Consider the following 17,866-nt stretch of genomic DNA (forward strand, 5'->3'; position numbering starts at 1 on the left):
TTTGTCGACGCGCTCACGAGCCCAGCCCCTTGGCCAGGGCGGCCAACTTGTCGGGACGGAAGTCTGTCCAGTGATCGTCGCTCGTTTCGATCACCGGAGTGTGCTGGTAGCCCAGCTCCCGCACGCGCTCCAACCCTTCCGGGGATGTCGTCACGTCCACGTAGACGTACTCGATCCCGGCACGCTCGAGCGCCGCCTTGACCGCCACGCACGGACCGCAACCTGGCTTCCCGTTCAGAACCACTGTGTGCTGCTCCATCAGATCCACTCCCTCTCGTTGTTTTGCCGTGAAGGCGACTTGTCGCCGGTAGGACGTGGAGGTGGAGTGCAACCCTCTGTGGCGGGGTGGGGAAGAAGTTCGGGGCGAAATAAGGGAGCGCAGCGACCGCGTCCCGAACTTGTTCCCCGCGCCGGCGGCTTGCCGCTTGCACGGAGCCGGAGCGTCCGTACGCTGCCGAAGGCTTCACGGCAAAAGAACGATCCTCGGCCGGCTTTGCCGGCTCCTCCCTGCCGTTTGCGGCTCCCGCGCAGCGGTGCTCTGGCTGTAGAGCCGTGCACTCCAGCGAACGTAGGAAGGCCCCGTCGAGCTGCACTCGACGGGGCCTTCCTGTGTGGTCAGAGCCGACGGCTCATCCCTGCTCGATTTACCCTTCGGGACTCGTCGCCGCTCGTCGTGGACGGCGCTTGGGTGCCGCGGGACCGGGCGCACGTGCGCCCGTCTGGCGGAGGTCCTTGTCGGACCAGCCGGCCTTGAGAGCGGCGTCCCACGCCCGCGTGTGACGGTCACGTGCCTCGGCTGCAGCGCGCTCGCTCGCCTCCGCCTCGTTCGCCGCTTCCGCGAGGTCGCGCACAGCCTTGACGCGCTCGTTCACGTTCGCTTCGAGGAGTCGGCGCGCCGCCTCCGCTGCCTGATCCGGGCTCACAGTTGCATCGCTCATGAGAACCACCGTACTGGTGCACGGCGTTTCGAGGCTCGCCTCTCGCCCCGCACCGTTCTGACGCATCCCCACGTCACCGGTGGCTCCGCTGGGGTGGTGCCCTGCGGAGCAAGCTATAGGTTTAGGTGACCTAAATCGCTTGGCCTCTGGACGCGGTGCGTTCTTGGCGGCATACTTGTCGTATGAAGCCCCGGAGATGCGGGGTTGCTGCGCTGGGCTGGGGGTGGGTCATGTCGGAACCGAACGAGCGTCAGTTGTTCGGCCGTCAGCGCCGCGCGAACGCGGAAGACGGTCCCCGTCAGAAGCGCTACACCGTGAAGGTGACGCGCGAGGAGGACGTTCAGCTCATCGCCCGCGCTGTCGCTCGGAGCGTGACCGTTCCGCGCCTCATGGTCGAGACCGCTATGAGTGCGCACATCGAGACCGACACCGATCGCAAGGCTGCGATCGCGGAACTGTTTGCCGTGCGCCGGCTCCTGGCCAACGTTGCGAACAACGTCAACCAGGTCGCTCGCTTTGCGAACGAGGAGAAGCAGTTCCCCGCCGACGCGCGCGCCATCGTGGAGGAGTACCGCGCGCTTGTCCCGCGGATCAGCGCCGCCATCGAGGAGCTGTCTGGCTCATGATGCCGAACATCACCCGCGGTGGGCGCATGGGCGGCCTGATGGTCTACCTCGCCGGCGAGGGGCGCACCAACGAGCACGAGGATCAGCACCTCGTCGCGGGTGACCCGGCCATCATGACGATGTACGGCGACGACGTCCTCGACCAGGCAACCGCCCTCGCGATCGCCCGCGACCTTGACGAGCCGCACCGCGTCTACGGGACCGAGGTCACCCAGCTCAAGAGCATCACCGACCCGGAGACCGGTGACGTGCACAAGGAGCGTATCGATGCGCACGTGTGGCACTGCTCCCTTTCGCTCGCGGCCGAAGAGGGGCAGGTGTCCGACGAGAAGTGGAACGCCATCGCCACCGACTTTGTCGATGCGATGGAGTTCACCGAGACGACCTCCGGGCGCTCTCCGGCGCGGTGGGTTGCCGTGCGTCACGGACTGTCGAAGAACGGTAACGACCACGTGCACATCGCGGTGTCTCTCGTCCGCGAGGACGGAACGAAGGTCAGCGTGCACCGCGACCGTCAGCGGTCGCAGGATGTCGCCCGGGAGCTCGAGGTCAAGTACGGACTGCAGCTCACGACGTCACGGCTGTCGGCCTCGGCTGAGCGTGGTGAGAAGCCCGCAGAGCGTCAGATAGCCGAGCGCTCCGGCGCGTCGGAGGTCAAGGCGCACCGCCTCGAGCGGGGTGTCCGTGCAGCCGCGGGAGCTGCGCAAACCGAGGGCGAGTTCGTTCGCCGGCTGCACCAGATGGGCATCGTCGCCAAGCCCCGCTTCGCCGCTGGCCGTGACGACGTCGTGGCCGGGTACTCCGTCGCGATCCGCCCTCAGAAGGGCGAGCCGATCGTCTGGCACGGCGGCGGCCGGCTTGCTCGTGACCTCACACTGCAGCGCCTCCGCGAGGGATGGACTGACAGCCCCGAGGCAGCGTCCGAGGGTGCCGCCGAGTGGCAGGCCACATGGCGGAACCCAGTCCGGTACAAGCCCGTCAGCCCCGGTATCGAGATGCGCGAACCGACACCGGAGATGTGGCAGGACTACACCGCCGACATCGGTCGCCTCCGCAAGCAGCTGGGCGACGTTCCCCGCGAGGACCGCGCCACGTGGGCCATCATCGCCAAGGAGACCAGTGCAGCATTCGCGGCATGGTCCGAGCGTGTTGAGGACACCCCGGGACCGCTGGCGGACGCGTCCCGTGTGCTTGCGCGCAGCGCTCAGCTCCGCAAGCACCAGGTGAAGCCCAAGCCCGCCGGCATGGCCTCCGCCTCGGGCGCCGCGATGCTGCTGCTCATGGCGACCAAGGGCGGGAAGGGAACGATGGCCGAGGCCATCCTGTTCCGCCAGCTCATTGCCACCACGCGCGCCCTCTACGAGTCGCACACGGCGATCCAGGACGCCCGCCAGGCGACACAGATCGCCGACGCGGTCGGCGCGAAACTCGACAGCGTGCGTGCACGACTGCCCGAGATCCCGAAGGCACCGAAGCAGGCTCCCAAGCGTGCAGCGACGTCGACGGCCACGCTTGACCCGGCCGCAGAAGCTGCCCATCGAGTCATCGAAGCGCAAAACGGCGCAGCCGCCGGACGCCCCTTGAACCCACTGCCGAACCGGATCGAACCGGCCAAGCCGGTGACACCAACCGTCCGCCCTGAGCGTGACGACCGAGACCGATAGAAACCGTGAGAGATAGGGGAACACGATGACTGATGTGGGGAACGTGAACAGCAACGAAGTCGAGCTCGAGCTCGACGGCGTGATGCGGACTTTGGTCGCGGCCGCAGGCCGCATGGGCGAGAACATGGCCCGGATGCGCGAGGAGCAGGCGAGGCGAGCGGAAGCTGTCAGCGTGCAGCGCGCACGCGAGACTGCCGCGCAGTTCGACCAGGAGCGCGCGATGGCGCGCGCTCTCGTGCAGCCGACTCGGGAACCGGCCTGGTGGGAGCGTGCCCGTCCCGAGGAAGTCGCGCACCTCTACGAGACGACCGCGGCGTGGAAAGACCACGACGGTGCGCTCGCCCAGGTGCACGCGCACATGGGGACCGTGCTCCGTGAGCGTTACGGCATCGACGTCGACAACATCGGTGCCGACCCCCGCCGTGTCGCCCAGGTGATCAAGGACCGCGTGGCCGAGGCCGACGGGGTCCCCGCCGAGGGCTCGACCGGGCAGGAGCGCCGTGAGGCGGAGCAGCTGCTGGGCGCCGCCGACCAGCACGACCGCAACGCGGAGACCGCACGCGGCGAGGCAGCGGCGGAACAGAGTGCCGGCGACGAAACTCCGAAGCTTAACGACCAGACGCCCTACGTCACGGTGAACCTCACCGCGGCCGAGGCAGGCACTCTCCACGAAGCCCTCAAGCAGACGCAGGACCGCCACGACCGAGCGGCCGACCCGCTTCAGTACGGACGCGAGTACGACGAGGAGGAGGCCCACGACCTCGTCAGCGCCGCTCAGGAGCAGAGCGGCATCGCCGGGCGGGCTGGCGACAAGGTCGACCAGGCCATGACCGAGCACGTCCCGGCCGCTGAGCCGCCCGCGATCGACCCGCAGACGGGCCGCCCTGTCGGGGTAGGTCCGAACGGTGAGATCGGCGCCGGCTACGTCGATGAACACCCCAAAGCCAACGACCGCGACGCGGTCATCCCGGTGACCCTCACCGAGGCCGAGGCGAGCACTGTCCGCGACGCCCTCGGTCGTCATAAGCGCGCCACGCAGGGAAGTATCGTCCGCCTCGAGGACCGAGCTGAGGGCGAGGCCCCTGACGTTGACCACCTCCGCATCTCGGAGGCGAAGATCGACCGCAGCACACGGGTCGGTCAGAAGCTCGAAAAGGCCGCTACCGAGCGCACTGCCAGCACCGCGGACCGCGACTCGGGACTCAACGCCTGGAACAGCAGCGACCGCCGCGACAACCACGCGGCCGAGATGGCGGCACAGAACGTCGCCCCAGAAGCCGTGCAGGCTCAGTACGGCGCCGACGTGTCCAACACCAAGCACCCCCGCTCGGCCGTGACCACGACCCGCGGCGTTGCCAAGGCCCGCAAGGCAACGACCCGCTCGATAGGCGCGCAGCGCGAGCGTGGGGAGCGCGGGCGATGAACACGCCAAAGCAGATGCTCGGCCCCGACGACAAGTGCGTCGACAACTGGAGCATCGTCAACCGCGTCCGTCCCGAGGATCGTCAATTGGTTTGGCTCTACAAGGACGAAGAACTGTTCTGGGATGAGCTAGTGACGGTGAGCGAGGCTTCAGATAAGAAGGTCCTTTACTACTGTGCCGGCGAGGACCAGCACTCGCACCGAGTGCCCCGCGCCGCAAGACGCAAGGAGGGGTACGACCTGGTCCTCAACGATTAGAGCTTTGACCGGCGAATGAGGCCACTCCCCATTGAAGGTATTGATCAGCTATCCATTCCGACTGGTAGAGAGCCGTCGTACTGACAGATGGCCTGGACCTTCTCGGCTGATGCGCTTGTCGTGTCGAATTGATAGCCCAGCCACTCCTTCGCCATGCGGCGGGCGACCTCGAGACCGATGACGCGCTGGCCCATGCAGAGCACCTGAGCATCGTTCGAAAGCACGCTTCGCTCGACGGAGAACGAGTCGTGCGCAGTGACGGCGCGGATGCCGGGAACCTTGTTCGCTGCAATCGCGACGCCGAGACCCGTGCCGCAGATAAGGATCGCGCGGTCGGCTTTTCCCTCGGCCACCATTCGCGCCGCGTCGACTGCGATATGGGGGTAGGTGGTGTGACCGTCGGCGTCGACGCCCACATCGGTGATGATCGATACCCGAGGGTCGGTCAACAGGTCGGCCTTGATGGCCTCTTTGTAGTCGAACCCGGCGTCATCCGAGCCGACGACGAGGCGATACGTGCGGTTGGTGCTCATGATGCTGTTCCTTCTTCCCAAGCGGTTGGCCAGTTGAGGACTTCGCCGACGACCGTGACGATCATGGCCATGGACGTTGCTCCGGCATCGGGGGTGCCGACGCTCTTTTCCGCGAGCGGACGGGCACGTCCCACCTTGGGCCGGAGTTCTGCGGTGGCCGACGCGGCGGCGACGGACACCTGAGCCGCCGCAGTCCAGGCCACCGGCAGAGCGTCACCTGCGTCGACCCGCTCGCGCAGCGACCGCGCGAACGGCAGCAAAGCATCAAGCATGGTTTTGTCGCCTTCGCTCGCCCGGCCCAGGTCGACGATCGACTCGGCAAACGCGTCGACGCCATCGACGATCTGCACAGCCGCGTAGTCTTCGCGGTCATCGGTCAGCGAGGTGGCGAGGGCTTCGAGCGCTGAACCCCAGAGGACCCCGGAGGTGCCGCCGGCGTGCTCTGCCCAGGCCAAGCCAGCGCGGCTGAGTAGCCACGCGCCTCCTGCCCCGTCGGCAACGCCGTCGACCCGCGAGACGGCCGCGCCGATGCCCTTCAGCATTCCGCGTCCGTGATCGCCGTCGCCGGCCACTGCGTCGATGCGGCCGAGGGTTTCCTCTTCGCGGCGCAGCAGATCATGGATCGCGCTGAGCGCCGTGCGGACTCTGCCACCCAGCCGCGCGGCCGCCTCGGTAGCGGCAGGGGCGGTGTCGTCGACTCCGGCTGCGAGTTCGTCTGGTGAGGGCGCCACGAGCTCGTCGAGTGGAGCTCGCAGTTTGCGGTACGCGGGGGTGTAGGCGTCGGCGCGCCAGAGTCGCTCGAGCTCATCGTCGAGCCACTGCAGAGTCAGCGAGACACCACCCATGTCGAGGCTGGTGACGAGCTCGCCCACCTCGGGCTCGATGACCTCGACATCGGCGTCTGCCAGTCTGCGAGCGATGTGACCCCAGAGTAGGAACAACTCTTCATACTTAGTCGTGCCGAGGCCGTTGAGGATCGGAGCGACCTTTGAAAACGCGCGGCGGGGCCGGTCCTCGAGTAGTCGGTCGACAAAGAGGTCTGCTAGGTCGGTCGCCGGCATCAGCTCGACGTCGCGGATGCCCGGTTCGCCGTGGATGCCGAGCCCCAGGCCGAGGTGCCCTTCGGGGACCTCGAAGAGCGGCTCGGCGGCGCCGGGCATCGTGCAGCCTGAGAAGGCAACGCCGAGTGTGCGGGTCGCGTCGTTTGAGGCGTTGCCGATGCGCTCGACCTCGTCGAGCGAAGCGCCTTCGGCCGCTGCGGCGCCCATGGCCTTGAAGACCGAGAAATCACCCGCGATTCCGCGGCGCTTCGAGGGTTCGTCGGCGGAGGCGACGTCGTCGGTCACGACCACGATGCGAGTGTCAATACCTTCTTTGCGGAGGCGTTCGGCGGCGATGCCGAAGTTCATGATGTCGCCGGCGTAGTTGCCGAAGCTGAAGACGACGCCCTTGCCTTGGTCGGCAGCCTTTGCGACCGAGTAGGCCTGCGCGGCCGACGGCGAGGTGAAGATGTTGCCGACCACGGCTCCGGTGGCCAGGCCTGGGCCGACGTTGCCGCTGAAGGCGGGGTAGTGGCCTGAGCCGCCGCCGATGACGACGGCGACCTGCGGGTCGCCCTGGCCGCGGTGGGAGACAACGCCGCCGGGCACGCCGCGAAGACGATCGGCGTACAAGGCGAGAAATCCGGTGAGTTGGTCGTCGGCGAACTCGTCGGGATCGTCGTAGATGGTGGTCATGAGCTGGTGCTCTCTCTACTGGTGGGTCGGCTGTGGCTGCGGCCGCCCTGGGGAACGTTGAGGAAGTGGATCATCACGAATGCGATGGCGTAGAGGCCGACGAAGGTCCACACGACTCCGACACCCGAGCCGCCGAGCCCGAAGACCAAGGCCACGACGGCCGAGCCGAGGAATGCGGCTCCACCCGCGGCTGTCGTGTACATCGCCATGGCGGCGCCTTTGTGGTCGGGCGCGAGGGCGGGCATGATCGCGCCCATCGGCACGAAGCCGGCGAGCAGGCAGCCGAAGACGCAGCCGGCGATCACGGAGAGCACGTAGCCCCAGTCGCTGCCGGCCGGGACGAGCTGGGGCACGTACCACCACAACAGCAAGCCAAGGGCGGACCCTGCGATGCCGAACCACTTGACGGTGCGCTGCCAGCCGAATCTGTCGCCGATCGCGCCGAAGAGAGCGTTGACCAGGATGTTCGTGGCATAGACGCAGACCGTCATGAGCAGCCAGCGTGATTGACCCCAGCCGCGGTCTTCCGCGATGATCACCGGCAGGACGATGAACATCGCGTACTGCGGGGCTGTGTTGATCAGCCGGATGAGGAAGCCCATGAGGATCTTGCCTCGTGTGAAGGTGAGACGCAGCCCTGAGGTGAGTACCGCAGTGGTGCTCTCGCCGGCCGGCGCGATCCTTCGCCGCCCTCGCACTTCCTTCACCCCGAACCAGGCGATCAAGAACCCGATCACGACGAGGCCGATGGAGGCGATCATGGCACCGGTCTCGCCGACGGTTCCGCCGCCGAAAGTGGGGATGGCTCCGATGGCGAAGAGCGATCCGAGGGTGGGCAGGCCACCGGTGAAGGCGACGTAGAACCAGCCGACGGCGGAGCCGTTGCGCTTAACCGGCGTGATGATGTTGACCCACACCAGGAAGGCGAACGCGAAGATCGGGTAGCCGAAACCGCGGAGCGTATAGGTCAAGGCGGTCAGCGGGATGCTCTGAGCCTGGAGGCTCAGCAAGAACAGCACCTCAAAGACGATCCAGATAAGGAACCCGATCAGCATGACCTTGCGTGGACCGATCAGGTCGGCAAGGGCTCCTGAAAGGTAGCTGCCCACGAGGACGGCAAGACTGTACCCGGTGATGATGTTGGCGACCGTTGCCTCGGGGGAGCCCAGGACCTCGATCATGTGCGGGGTGATGAAGTTGGATTCGACGCCGTTACCAGTCATGAAGACCAGCACGGCGACGAAGCCTGGGAATAGCACACGTGGCATGCCGAGACGGTCAAGGCGGCCCTGAGGGGTCGAAAAAGGACTAATCGTCGTTTCCGTTGTCATACCGCGACTCCGAATCCTTCTCAGGAGTGGACGGCGGCGGAGGTGGTGGCCTCGGTGAGGGAGGGAACGATGCTGACCTTGACGGAGCCGCCTTCGCTGTCGGCGACGAGGTCGAGGGCTTCTTGGAAGCGGTCAAGAGGGAACTGGTGGGTGCAGATCTCGTCCATGGGGAGCTTGCCGCTCTCGAGCAGCTTGATGGCGGCGGGCCAGCAGTGGGGGCCGAGGTGTGCGCCCAGCACGTTGAGCTCTTTGTCGTCGCTGATGATGGACCAGTCAACCGACGCGTTGGAGCCGAAGACTGAGTACTCGACGTAGGTGCCGAGTTTCCGCAGGATGTTCAGGCCCTGCGACACGGCGGAGGGGTGACCGGTCGCCTCGATGTAGACGTCGGCACCGTATCCGTCGGTCAGTTCTTTGACCTTGGCGACGGCGTCCTCTTTCGTGATGTTGATCACGAGATCGGCGCCAGCCTTGGTGGCGAGGGCGAGCTTGTCGTCGCTCATGTCGAGCGCGATCACGAGCTTGGGGTTTTTCTGGCGGGTGCCGGCGATGGCTCCCAGGCCGATCGGTCCGGCGCCAGCGATGACGACGACGTCGTCGAACTTGATGTTGCCGCGTTCGACGGCGTGCATCGCGCACGACAGCGGTTCAGCGAAGGCGGCCACGTGCGGGGCGAGGTCGCGGCTGACTGGGTGAGTCAGCGCTCGGGTGGGTACGAGCACGTACTCAGCCATGGCCCCGTCGAAGCCCTTGAAACCGAACATGTCGTGCGGGCCGCACATCCAGTAGGCGCCCATCAGGCAGTAGCGGCACTCCCAGCAGGGCACGATCTGTTCGCACGCAATGCGGTCGCCGAGACTCACGCCTCGCTTGGCAAGGGCAGCGTCGTCGCCAGCGACGACGGTTCCTACGAACTCGTGGCCAGCGATGCGATCGCGCTCGGCCCAGGCCGGGCGGTTCTCGTCGCCCCAGAACTTGGCCGCGCCGTGGTAGCACTTGAGGTCGCTCGCACAGACACCGACGGCGTCGACCTTGAGCAGCAACTCGCCGGCGCCGGGGGTCGGGACGTCGACGGTGTCGAGTCGGTAGTCCTCGGGGCCGTGCACGACGACTGCTTTCATCGTGGCCGGAACGGCGCTGGCGGAGTCGTCAATTTCGGAAATGGTGGCTGTGGACATCGTTGATGGCCTCCTGCGTCTCGGCTGGCCGCGTCGTCGCGGCTTCGTCGCATCAGCGCGACTCATTTCAGGCTACATCGGCCAGAACAAAAGTCAAGAACAAAATTTCCACACATCTACAAGTCGAATCATTTCCGGCCGAGGACTTGCGGAAATTCTGTTTAGAACATAATTTCCTCTCGGGCCCCCAAGCGTGTGGGCTTAGGCAGCGGCGGTGCGCCCCCCAGGTCACGCCGCCGTTGCCGACCAATACCCGCATATCGAATGGGATTTTCGCAATGATGCGTTCCGCCTTCGTCGAGGCCACATGTGCTCTCGAGTCGTCTTCAGCTCTCCTGGCATCGGTGGGGCTGTGACGGCCCTGGGAACTGGTCGTGGCCGAAATCAGCATGCGCGCGGCACTAACCGGAAGCGCAATCGTGCGATCGTCACGGGCGCGGTAGTCGTTGCCTTGCTTGTGGCTATGGGCCTTAGCACCACCGTGGTCGGGGCGGACTCAGATCTGGGCGCCGGTCCTGAAGCGTTCTCGGCCGAGGCGTGGGGTGCCGAGAACTTCCCCACGATCCAGCAGGGCATCGCCGAGCGAGCCGTCCCCGCCGACGAGCTAGCTGCCGCCGTGCTGGCTGACCCTGCCGCCGCGGGCGAGGAGTACGGCGTCGACGCGGGCGCCGGTCCCGAGATCTCGACCACCTTCACGGGCACGGTCGGCGCCGGCCAGGCGGGCATTTACCCAGTCACCATTGAGGGTGTGTCGAGCGACATCTTGATCCGCGTGCAGACCGGCCCCGCCATCAATGGCACCGACCTGCGCGACGCGACCGGCACCGTTGAGTTCGGGCAGTTCACGAACCAGATCGACTACCAGGACGCCGCGTCCGCGCTCAACGAGCAACTCAAGTCCACCGTGCTCGGCAGCATCGACACGACAACGCTCGAGGGAAAAACGGTCGAGGTCACGGGGGCATTCCAGCTCATCAACCCGGCTGGCTGGCTCGTGACCCCGTCCGACCTGGTCGTCCAGTGAGCACCGTCGAGGGTACCGAACCGATCAGGGGTGACGTCGTGCTGCGGGCGGTCGACGTCGTCAAGACCTACGGCGCCACGCGAGCGCTCAAAGGCGTCGGGTTCTCCATCCACCGCGGGCAGGTGACCACGCTGTTCGGCGAGAACGGGGCGGGCAAGTCGACGCTGATGAAGATCCTGTCGGGAGTCGAGCAGCCCACCTCGGGCGAGATCGTGCTGCACGGCGAGCCGGTCGTTTTCGCCAACACGGTCGACGCCCGTGAGCACGGCATTTCCATCATTCATCAGGAGCTGAGCCTCGCCCCGAACCTGTCGGTACGCGACAACATCTTCCTCGGGCGCGAGATCCACGGGCCGACCGGTGTCGACTACGCCGAGGAGGCGCGCCAGGCGAAAGCCGTCCTCGACGAGCTCGGCGAAGACATCGATCCTCTGACCACTGTGGCGGACCTCCGGCTCGGACAGCAGCAACTGGTCGAAATCGCTCGCGCCCTATCGGTCGACGCGCGCATCCTGATCATGGACGAACCGACCAGCGCGCTCAGCGCCGCCGAGGTCGAGGTCCTTTTCACGGTCATCCACGATTTGACATCGCGCGGCGTCTCCATCGTCTACATCTCTCACCACCTCGAGGAGGCGCTCGAGATCACCGACCACGCCGTCGTGCTCCGCGACGGGTCGGTCACTGCGACGGCGATCGCCGCCGACATCGATCTCGCCTGGGTCGTCCGGGCGATGGTCGGTGAGGGTTTCGACCTCGGATCGCCGCCCTCTGGGTACGAGTTCGGCGAAGTCGCTCTCTCGATCCAGGGTGTGACGGTACCCGACCGCGACATCGCCGACCGCAACGTGGTCGATCATCTCGATCTTGACGTCCGGGCTGGCGAGATCGTCTGCCTTTATGGGCTGATGGGAGCCGGACGTACCGAGCTGCTGGAGGCGGTCGCCGGCCGCAGCTCGGTAAGCGAGGGGCGCATCCTGAAAAACGGGCGCGACCTAGCCGGGCTGTCGATCGCCGAGCGAATCGACGAAGGTCTAGGACTCGTGCCGGAAGATCGACAGCGCGACGGTCTCGTCCAGACCATGACGGTCGGTCGCAACATGTCGCTGGCCAGCATCGGATCGTTCGTCAGAGGTCTTTTCCTCTCGGGCCGCCGCGAGGTCGACCTTGTCACCGACTCGATCCGAACCGTTCACGTCAAGACCTCGGGCGGCGGCGCCATGATCGGCTCGCTCTCGGGCGGCAACCAGCAGAAAGTCGTCATCGGCAAGATGCTCGCCACCGAGCCCGATGTGATCCTGCTCGACGAGCCCAGCCGCGGGATCGACATCGGCGCCAAGGCTGAAGTTTTTCGTCTGCTTGCCGAGCGCGCCCGCAATGGTCTCGCCGTCGTCTACACGACCTCAGAGGTCGGCGAGTGCCTCAGCATCGCCCACCGCATCGTCGTCATGAGTCGCGGCCGCATCGCCGCCGAGTTCGGAGCCGACACCACCAAAGAAGCCATCATGGCCGCCTCGGGCGAGGCCGTGATCTCGTGACCACCACCGAACGGAAGTCCATCATGACCACCACCGCGCCCGGACAGCGACGCCCCTCCCTCTTCGCCGACGGGTTCGACCTCGGTCGATTGTTGCTGCAAGGGCGGGCATTCTTTGCCCTCATCGCCATCATCATCGTCTTCTCGGTGCTGTCGCCGAACTACTTCACGGTCGGCAACCTGCTGACGATGTCCTCCCACGTCGCGGTGTACGCGATCCTCGCGATCGGCATGCTGCTCGTCATCCTGAACGGCGGCATCGATCTCTCTGTCGGATCAACGCTCGGCTTCTCGGGCGTGATCGCCGGCTTCTTGATGAACGGTGTCGCAATCGGCGGCACCACCCTCTACCCGGCACTCTGGGTCGTGGTCGTGCTCTCATGCGCAATGGGCGCCTTCATCGGGCTCCTCAACGGCATACTCGTCGCCCGGTTCAAGGTCGCCCCATTCGTGGCGACCCTTGGCATGCTCTACGTCGTCCGCGGCGTCGGTCTGCTGATGACCAACGGCCTCACGTACAACGACCTCGCAGGCGACCCGGCCCTCGGGAACACCGGCTTCGACTGGCTCGGCTTCAACCGGCTGCTCGGGCTGCCCATCGGCGTCGTCGTGATGATCGTCGTCGCGATCGCCGTCAGCCTGCTGTTGAACCGAACGGTCTTCGGCCGTTGGCTGTACGCCTCGGGCGGCAACGAACGTGCCTCCGAGCTGTCGGGTGTGCCGGTCAAGCGGGTAAAAGTGCGCGTCTACGTGCTCTCCGGACTGTTCGCCGCCATTGCCGGACTGATCCTGTCGTCCGAGCTGACAAGCGCCAGCCCCACAGCCGGCAACTCGTACGAGCTCACAGCGATCGCCGCCGTTGTCATCGGTGGCGCAGCGCTCTCAGGCGGTATCGGCAACGTCCGGGGCACCCTGCTCGGCGCGTTCGTCATCGGATTTCTCTCCGACGGCCTCGTCATCATCGGCGTCTCGTCCTACTGGCAGACCGTCTTCACCGGCGCCGTCATCGTTCTCGCCGTCTTGCTGAACGCCGTCCAGTACAAAGGCAAGCCCCGACGCTCCCGTGGCAGTGGTCGCCCCGGCATCGCCACCCCCTCGACCTCTTCTCCCACCACGAACGCTGCGGCTCCCGCCAGTGCCGTTCCAGAGAAGACCCGCGGTTGACTCCCGTCGACCGTGACACAGCGAAAGGAAACACAATGAACCGCAAGCTGGCAACGGTGCTCGCCGCGGGCGCGGGCCTCACGCTCGTCCTCTCAGGCTGCGCCTCCGGAGACACCTCCGACGCCGGATCGGGTGCTTCGGGCGACGCGTCCGAAGGCGGACTCATCTCGATCATCGTCAACGACCCGTCGAACCCGTACTGGCAGACCGAAGGCAACGTAGCCGAGGCCGAAGCAAAAGCCCTAGGGTACGAAGCCAATGTCGCTGCGTCGAAAGGTGACACCAACACTGAAAGCAACCTGATCGATACCGCCATCACCAACAAGTCGGTAGCAATCATCCTCGACCCAGCCAACGCCTCCGGCTCGGTCGGTGCCGTCAAAAAAGCCGACGCAGCTGGCATCCCAGTGATCCTGGTCAACGCCGAAATCAACGAGACCGGGCTCGCCAAGGCCCAACTCGTCTCCAACAACGCCCAAGGTGCCGCCCTCGGTGCGCAGCAGTGGGTAAAGGACGTTGGAGACAGCGGTTCCTACGCCGAGCTTTTCGGCGCACCGTCGGACAACAACGCTCAGACCCGTTCGAACGGTTACGCGACCGTCATCTCGCAGTACCCGGGGCTGACCGAAGTCGCCGAGCAGGTCGCCAACTGGGACCGTACCCAGGGCCACGACAAGATGCAGTCCATCCTGCAGGCGAACCCGGATGTCACCGGTGTGATCTCGGGTAACGACGAGATGGCCCTCGGCGCCATCGCAGCCCTGAAAGAAGCCGGCAAACTCGAACAGGTAAAGGTCGGCGGCTTCGACGGCTCGCCCGACGCAATCGACGCTGTGAAGGCGGGCGAGCTTCAGTACACCGTCCTCCAGCCCGTGGCGACCTTCGCCAAGGAGGCAGTCCAGCAGGCCGACTCCTACATCCGCACCGGCGAGACCGGTGCCTCAGAAGAGAAGCAGGCATTCGACTGCGTCCTCATCACCAAGGAGAACGCGGACCAGGTCACCGAGCCCTTCACTCTCTCCGAGTAGCTAGCTCTCTGCCCGTCGAGATGCCACCTATGCAAGCCTCTGTAGATTGAGGGGGCGCTAGGTGGCATCTCGCCGGCAGCACCGCATCAGCGCGACGCCAGGAAGAGAGCACCATGTCGCCCGTCAACTCACCGCCTGACGCCCCCGGGCGCGCTGCCGTCAGGTTTCCCCTAGATGTCGTCTACCAAGCAGCACGGATGTACTACCTCGAGGACGCGACCCAGGTCGAGATCGCGCAACGACTCGACGTGTCTCGCCCGACTGTTAGCCGCCTGATCGCGGAAGCTCGTCGACTGGGCTTAGTTCATATCAGCGTCACCGATCCGTTCGTTGACGAGAACGCCGGTCTCGCCGACGCTCTCCGTGACGCTCTCGGGCTGAAGGCCGTCTACTTAGCACCCGTGACGCACGCTTCAACGCTCGGCAGCGACCTTGCCATCCCCGTCGCTGCTGCAATTGCGGACATGCAACTCGGAGTCGGGGACACGCTTCTCATGTCACTTGGCCGAACTGTGCATGACCTTGTCTTCTCGGGGTCACTCCCGCCTCTCAGCGGAGTGACGATCGTGCCTGCCGTTGGAGGTCAAGCCGAGCCGCAGCCATGGTTCCAGACCAACGAAATAACCCGGATGGCGGCTGAGGTGTCAGGAGCTCGGTCAAGGTTCCTTTTCACTCAATCCTTCCCCAGCGCGGGAATGCGCGCAGGTCTGGAAGCTGATCCAACGTTCCTCCAGGTGACGAATTCTTGGAAGACCGCCAAGGGTGCGCTTTTGGGCATCGGAGCTCCCACAGCCACGCGTGAAAACCTGTCGACGGGACTCCCAGAAGACAAGCACCTGTTCGACGAAGCAGCGGGAGACGTCTGCCTCAACTTCTTCCGGGCCGACGGCTCCGCGGTCGACTTCCCGGGAAGCGAACGCATGGTCCGCGTCTCACGCGAAAACCTTGCCAATCTCCCACACGCCATAGGCGTCGCCGTCGGTGTGGACAAAGTCCTGAGCATCGTAGGCGCCATTCGAGCCTCACTGATCAATCACCTAGTAACGGACCCCGCGACAGCCAAAGCTTTGTTAGTTGGCCCCGAAGGCGGTCTTAGCGCGATTGATTACGGGCGGAGCGGCCCGGCCGGAGGGTCACGCGAGGGTCACCGAGGAAATTCTGGCGCGAAGGGCTTCGACGAGAGCGGTCACGGACTCGTCTGATGAGGCTCGAGTGATGGCCAGGATGGCGCGTTCGAGTGGCGGTTGCAGTCCCACGGCAACCGTTCCGGGTGGGAGGGCGCTCCTCGGGACGGGGGCGATGCCAAAACCCGCTGAGGCCAAAGCTGCGGCTTGCTGTACGGAGCGGGTCTGCAGTTTGTAGGCGACAAGTACTCCGGCGCCGGCGAGGCGTTCGGCTAGCCAGGAACTGTAGCCGTTTGACGCGTCCACCCCGATCAGGCCCGCCCCGTCGCCGAGCGCCGCGATCGGTGTCCGGCCCGGCGAGTCCTCTCCAACGGTGCGGCCGACGACGACGATCTCCTCCATCCCCAGACGCTCTACATGCAGCCCGTCCAGCGTCGCCGGACCCGGGACGACGACGAGGTCGAGAAGGCCGGCGCGCAGGTCGTCGATCGAGGCGGAGGCACTGGTCGTCTCGACGAGCTGCAGAGGCGTGCGTCCCTCGGCGTTCCACCGGGTGACCACGGGGACGAGAAAGGGCAGGGTGAAGCTCTCGGCCACGGCAAGCCGGATTGGCTGCTCCGCGTTCGCTGTCCGCGCGGCCGACACAGCGCGCTCGGCGGCGTTGACAGCAACGCGGGCGTGATCGACAAGTGCGCGGCCGCGTCGGGTGAGTACGGCGCCGGCAGGGTTCCGGTCCACGAGAGGCACCCCGACCTCGCGCTCCAGGGACGCAACCTGATGGGAGACCGCGGGCTGCGAGAGATGTAGTGCACGAGCGGTCGCGCCGATCGACCCGAGCCGGGCTAGCACCACCATTACCTCGAGGGCGCGCAAACTAGGCATAGACAAACCTTATGCCTAACCCTCAATAAATGATGGCCGTTTATGGATTGAGCGTGTCCGTCCCCTGGTTATGTCAAAGGAGGGAGCCGCACGGGCTCCCGTCGAGGAGGCCACCATGACCAAGAAAAAGAACCGCGTGCTCATCGTCGGCGGGGGATCTGGCATAGCCCGTGCTCTCGTGCGCGAGCTGCTCGCGAGGGGGGACGAGGTGATCGTTGGCGGTCGTCACCCTGAGACACTCGGTGACGACGTCGGAGAGGCCGGTGACCGGCTCCAGTCTGTCCGGATCGACCTCGCCGATGAGGCAAGCATCGCGGCGGCCGCCGATCTCGGACCGCTCGACTTCGTCGTGTCATTCGCCGCGGCACACGCGAACGGCCCGGTTCACGAGCTGAAGCGCGACGCAGTCGTGACGGCGTTCGACGCGAAGGTCATCGGGCCGATCCTGCTCGCCAAGCACCTCGCCTCCTCGATCCGGCCAGGTGGAGGCTTCCTGCTCTTTTCCGGCGTCGCAGCCTGGAAGCCGTCGGCCGGACTCGCGGTGATGGCGACGACCAACGGAGCGGTCTCCTTCCTCGTCGAGGCGCTGGCGGTCGAGCTCGCCCCGGTCCGCGCCATCGCGATCTCGCCCGGGATCATCGACTCCGGCTCCTGGGACACGCTGGGCGAGAAGGAGAAGTCGAAGATGTTCTCCGAGACGGCAGCAAACAATCCTGCTCGCCGAATCGGCTCGGTCGACGACATCGTCTCCGCCGTGCGCTTCGCGATGGACAACACGTTTATTACAGGGACGACACTGCACGTCGACGGCGGCGGGCGGCTCGCATGAACCGCCGCGCACCCCTGCTCGCCGTCAGTCTCGCCGCGCTCCTCGCCACCGCCGGCTGCGCGAGCACGGCAGCGACCGAGGACCCGGCTGCAGCAGTAAGCCATGACGACGGCCTCGTGCAACCCGGAACTGTGCATCTGGGGGACTCGAGCGTCGAGACGAGCAGACCCGTCGTCCTCCGCGCACAGCAGCTCTACGCTTTCTGGAACACGGGAGACCCGTCGTGGCTCGAGCTCGCCGTCGACGACTCTTTCCTTGACCGCACCCTTCCCGAGGGGCGACCCCAGGGACCCGAGGGGCCGATCGCCGCCTCGGAGCAATTCCGCGCAGCGGTGCCCGACCTGGCTTGCTCGCTCGACGACCTGTACGTCACGGGTGACACCTTCACCGCGCGCCTCACCTTCACGGGCCACTTCACCGGCGTCTCCGGGGGAGTCCAGGGCCAGGGCCAGCCGATCAAGTTCGGCGCGATCGACATCCAGCACATCGGCGCGAGCGGGCGGATCGTCGAGGACTGGCACCTCGAGGACAACCTCGCCTTCCAGCAGCAGGCAGGCCTCCTGCCGAAACCGACCTCCTAACCTCAGCCTCT

17 protein-coding genes are annotated in these 17,866 nt (G+C 66.0%); 11 read left to right on the top strand and 6 right to left on the bottom strand.

Annotated features, from left to right (window positions below):
* Nucleotides 1-13: 13 nt before the first annotated feature.
* Nucleotides 14-259 carry a glutaredoxin family protein gene (locus IFT45_RS13750; protein ID WP_192128906.1) on the bottom strand — a complete coding sequence of 82 codons (246 nt, stop codon included), beginning with the start codon at nucleotides 257-259 and terminating at the stop codon, nucleotides 14-16.
* A gap of 909 nt (nucleotides 260-1,168) precedes the next feature.
* On the opposite strand from IFT45_RS13750, the gene mobC reads away from it, so the two are divergent.
* Genes mobC through IFT45_RS13770 form a run of 4 tightly spaced genes read left to right on the top strand, consistent with a single transcriptional unit; the run spans nucleotide 1,169 to nucleotide 4,908 of the window.
* Nucleotides 1,169-1,564 carry a plasmid mobilization relaxosome protein MobC gene (gene mobC, locus IFT45_RS13755; RefSeq protein ID WP_197982464.1) on the top strand — a complete coding sequence of 132 codons (396 nt, stop codon included), beginning with the start codon at nucleotides 1,169-1,171 and terminating at the stop codon, nucleotides 1,562-1,564.
* Nucleotides 1,561-3,228 carry a relaxase/mobilization nuclease domain-containing protein gene (locus IFT45_RS13760; RefSeq protein WP_192043177.1) on the top strand — a complete coding sequence of 556 codons (1,668 nt, stop codon included), beginning with the start codon at nucleotides 1,561-1,563 and terminating at the stop codon, nucleotides 3,226-3,228. The genes mobC and IFT45_RS13760 overlap by 4 nt, the downstream gene beginning before the upstream one ends.
* Nucleotides 3,229-3,271: 43 nt before the next feature.
* Entirely contained in the window at nucleotides 3,272-4,651 is a 1,380-nt protein-coding gene (locus tag IFT45_RS13765) for a hypothetical protein (protein ID WP_192128821.1), read from the top strand.
* Entirely contained in the window at nucleotides 4,648-4,908 is a 261-nt protein-coding gene (locus tag IFT45_RS13770) for a hypothetical protein (RefSeq protein WP_192043175.1), read from the top strand. Before IFT45_RS13765 ends, IFT45_RS13770 begins: the two co-directional genes overlap by 4 nt.
* Before the next feature lie 44 nt (nucleotides 4,909-4,952).
* On the opposite strand, the gene IFT45_RS13775 is transcribed toward IFT45_RS13770, so the two are convergent.
* From IFT45_RS13775 to IFT45_RS13790, 4 genes are read right to left on the bottom strand one after another with little or no spacing between them, the layout of a single operon-like run.
* Nucleotides 4,953-5,441, bottom strand: coding sequence for a ribose-5-phosphate isomerase (locus IFT45_RS13775; protein ID WP_192128823.1), 489 nt, complete (start codon nucleotides 5,439-5,441; stop codon nucleotides 4,953-4,955).
* Nucleotides 5,438-7,177 (bottom strand): dihydroxyacetone kinase family protein, encoded by a 1,740-nt coding sequence (locus IFT45_RS13780; RefSeq protein WP_192128825.1) that lies wholly within the window; start codon nucleotides 7,175-7,177, stop codon nucleotides 5,438-5,440. The genes IFT45_RS13775 and IFT45_RS13780 overlap by 4 nt, the downstream gene beginning before the upstream one ends.
* Nucleotides 7,174-8,508 carry an RbtT/DalT/CsbX family MFS transporter gene (locus IFT45_RS13785; protein WP_192061404.1) on the bottom strand — a complete coding sequence of 445 codons (1,335 nt, stop codon included), beginning with the start codon at nucleotides 8,506-8,508 and terminating at the stop codon, nucleotides 7,174-7,176. The genes IFT45_RS13780 and IFT45_RS13785 overlap by 4 nt, the downstream gene beginning before the upstream one ends.
* A gap of 20 nt (nucleotides 8,509-8,528) precedes the next feature.
* Nucleotides 8,529-9,686 (bottom strand): zinc-binding dehydrogenase, encoded by a 1,158-nt coding sequence (locus IFT45_RS13790; protein WP_192061405.1) that lies wholly within the window; start codon nucleotides 9,684-9,686, stop codon nucleotides 8,529-8,531.
* 352 nt (nucleotides 9,687-10,038) lie between these two features.
* Here IFT45_RS13790 and IFT45_RS13795 point away from each other — a divergent pair, with 352 nt between their 5' ends.
* The 5 genes from IFT45_RS13795 to IFT45_RS13815 all read left to right on the top strand — a co-directional run bounded on the left by IFT45_RS13795 (nucleotide 10,039) and on the right by IFT45_RS13815 (nucleotide 15,641).
* The gene (locus IFT45_RS13795) at nucleotides 10,039-10,710 is read left to right on the top strand and encodes a DUF2291 family protein (protein ID WP_197982465.1); all 672 of its coding nucleotides are present in this window, start codon (nucleotides 10,039-10,041) and stop codon (nucleotides 10,708-10,710) included.
* Entirely contained in the window at nucleotides 10,707-12,248 is a 1,542-nt protein-coding gene (locus IFT45_RS13800) for an ATP-binding cassette domain-containing protein (protein ID WP_192128826.1), read from the top strand. Before IFT45_RS13795 ends, IFT45_RS13800 begins: the two co-directional genes overlap by 4 nt.
* On the top strand, nucleotides 12,245-13,411 hold the full coding sequence (locus IFT45_RS13805) for an ABC transporter permease (RefSeq protein ID WP_371811017.1): 1,167 nt from the start codon (nucleotides 12,245-12,247) through the stop codon (nucleotides 13,409-13,411). The genes IFT45_RS13800 and IFT45_RS13805 overlap by 4 nt, the downstream gene beginning before the upstream one ends.
* A gap of 35 nt (nucleotides 13,412-13,446) precedes the next feature.
* The gene (locus IFT45_RS13810; RefSeq protein ID WP_192128827.1) at nucleotides 13,447-14,439 is read left to right on the top strand and encodes a D-ribose ABC transporter substrate-binding protein; all 993 of its coding nucleotides are present in this window, start codon (nucleotides 13,447-13,449) and stop codon (nucleotides 14,437-14,439) included.
* A 197-nt stretch (nucleotides 14,440-14,636) separates the two neighbouring features.
* Nucleotides 14,637-15,641 (top strand): sugar-binding transcriptional regulator, encoded by a 1,005-nt coding sequence (locus IFT45_RS13815; protein ID WP_206759077.1) that lies wholly within the window; start codon nucleotides 14,637-14,639, stop codon nucleotides 15,639-15,641.
* Here IFT45_RS13815 and IFT45_RS13820 read toward each other — a convergent pair.
* Nucleotides 15,573-16,445 (bottom strand): LysR family transcriptional regulator, encoded by an 873-nt coding sequence (locus IFT45_RS13820; RefSeq protein WP_192128829.1) that lies wholly within the window; start codon nucleotides 16,443-16,445, stop codon nucleotides 15,573-15,575. The two genes, IFT45_RS13815 and IFT45_RS13820, sit on opposite strands and share 69 nt — an antisense overlap.
* Before the next feature lie 115 nt (nucleotides 16,446-16,560).
* On the opposite strand from IFT45_RS13820, the gene IFT45_RS13825 reads away from it, so the two are divergent.
* Complete coding sequence (locus tag IFT45_RS13825; protein ID WP_192043166.1) at nucleotides 16,561-17,274, top strand: SDR family oxidoreductase; 714 nt, start codon at nucleotides 16,561-16,563, stop codon at nucleotides 17,272-17,274.
* A complete protein-coding gene (locus IFT45_RS13830) occupies nucleotides 17,271-17,855 on the top strand; it encodes an ester cyclase (protein ID WP_192128830.1) in 585 nt (194 codons plus the stop codon). Before IFT45_RS13825 ends, IFT45_RS13830 begins: the two co-directional genes overlap by 4 nt.
* The last annotated feature ends 11 nt before the right edge of the window (nucleotides 17,856-17,866 follow it).

The sequence above is a fragment of the Frigoribacterium sp. CFBP 13707 genome (assembly GCF_014842245.1).
Lineage (GTDB): Bacteria > Actinomycetota > Actinomycetes > Actinomycetales > Microbacteriaceae > Frigoribacterium > Frigoribacterium endophyticum.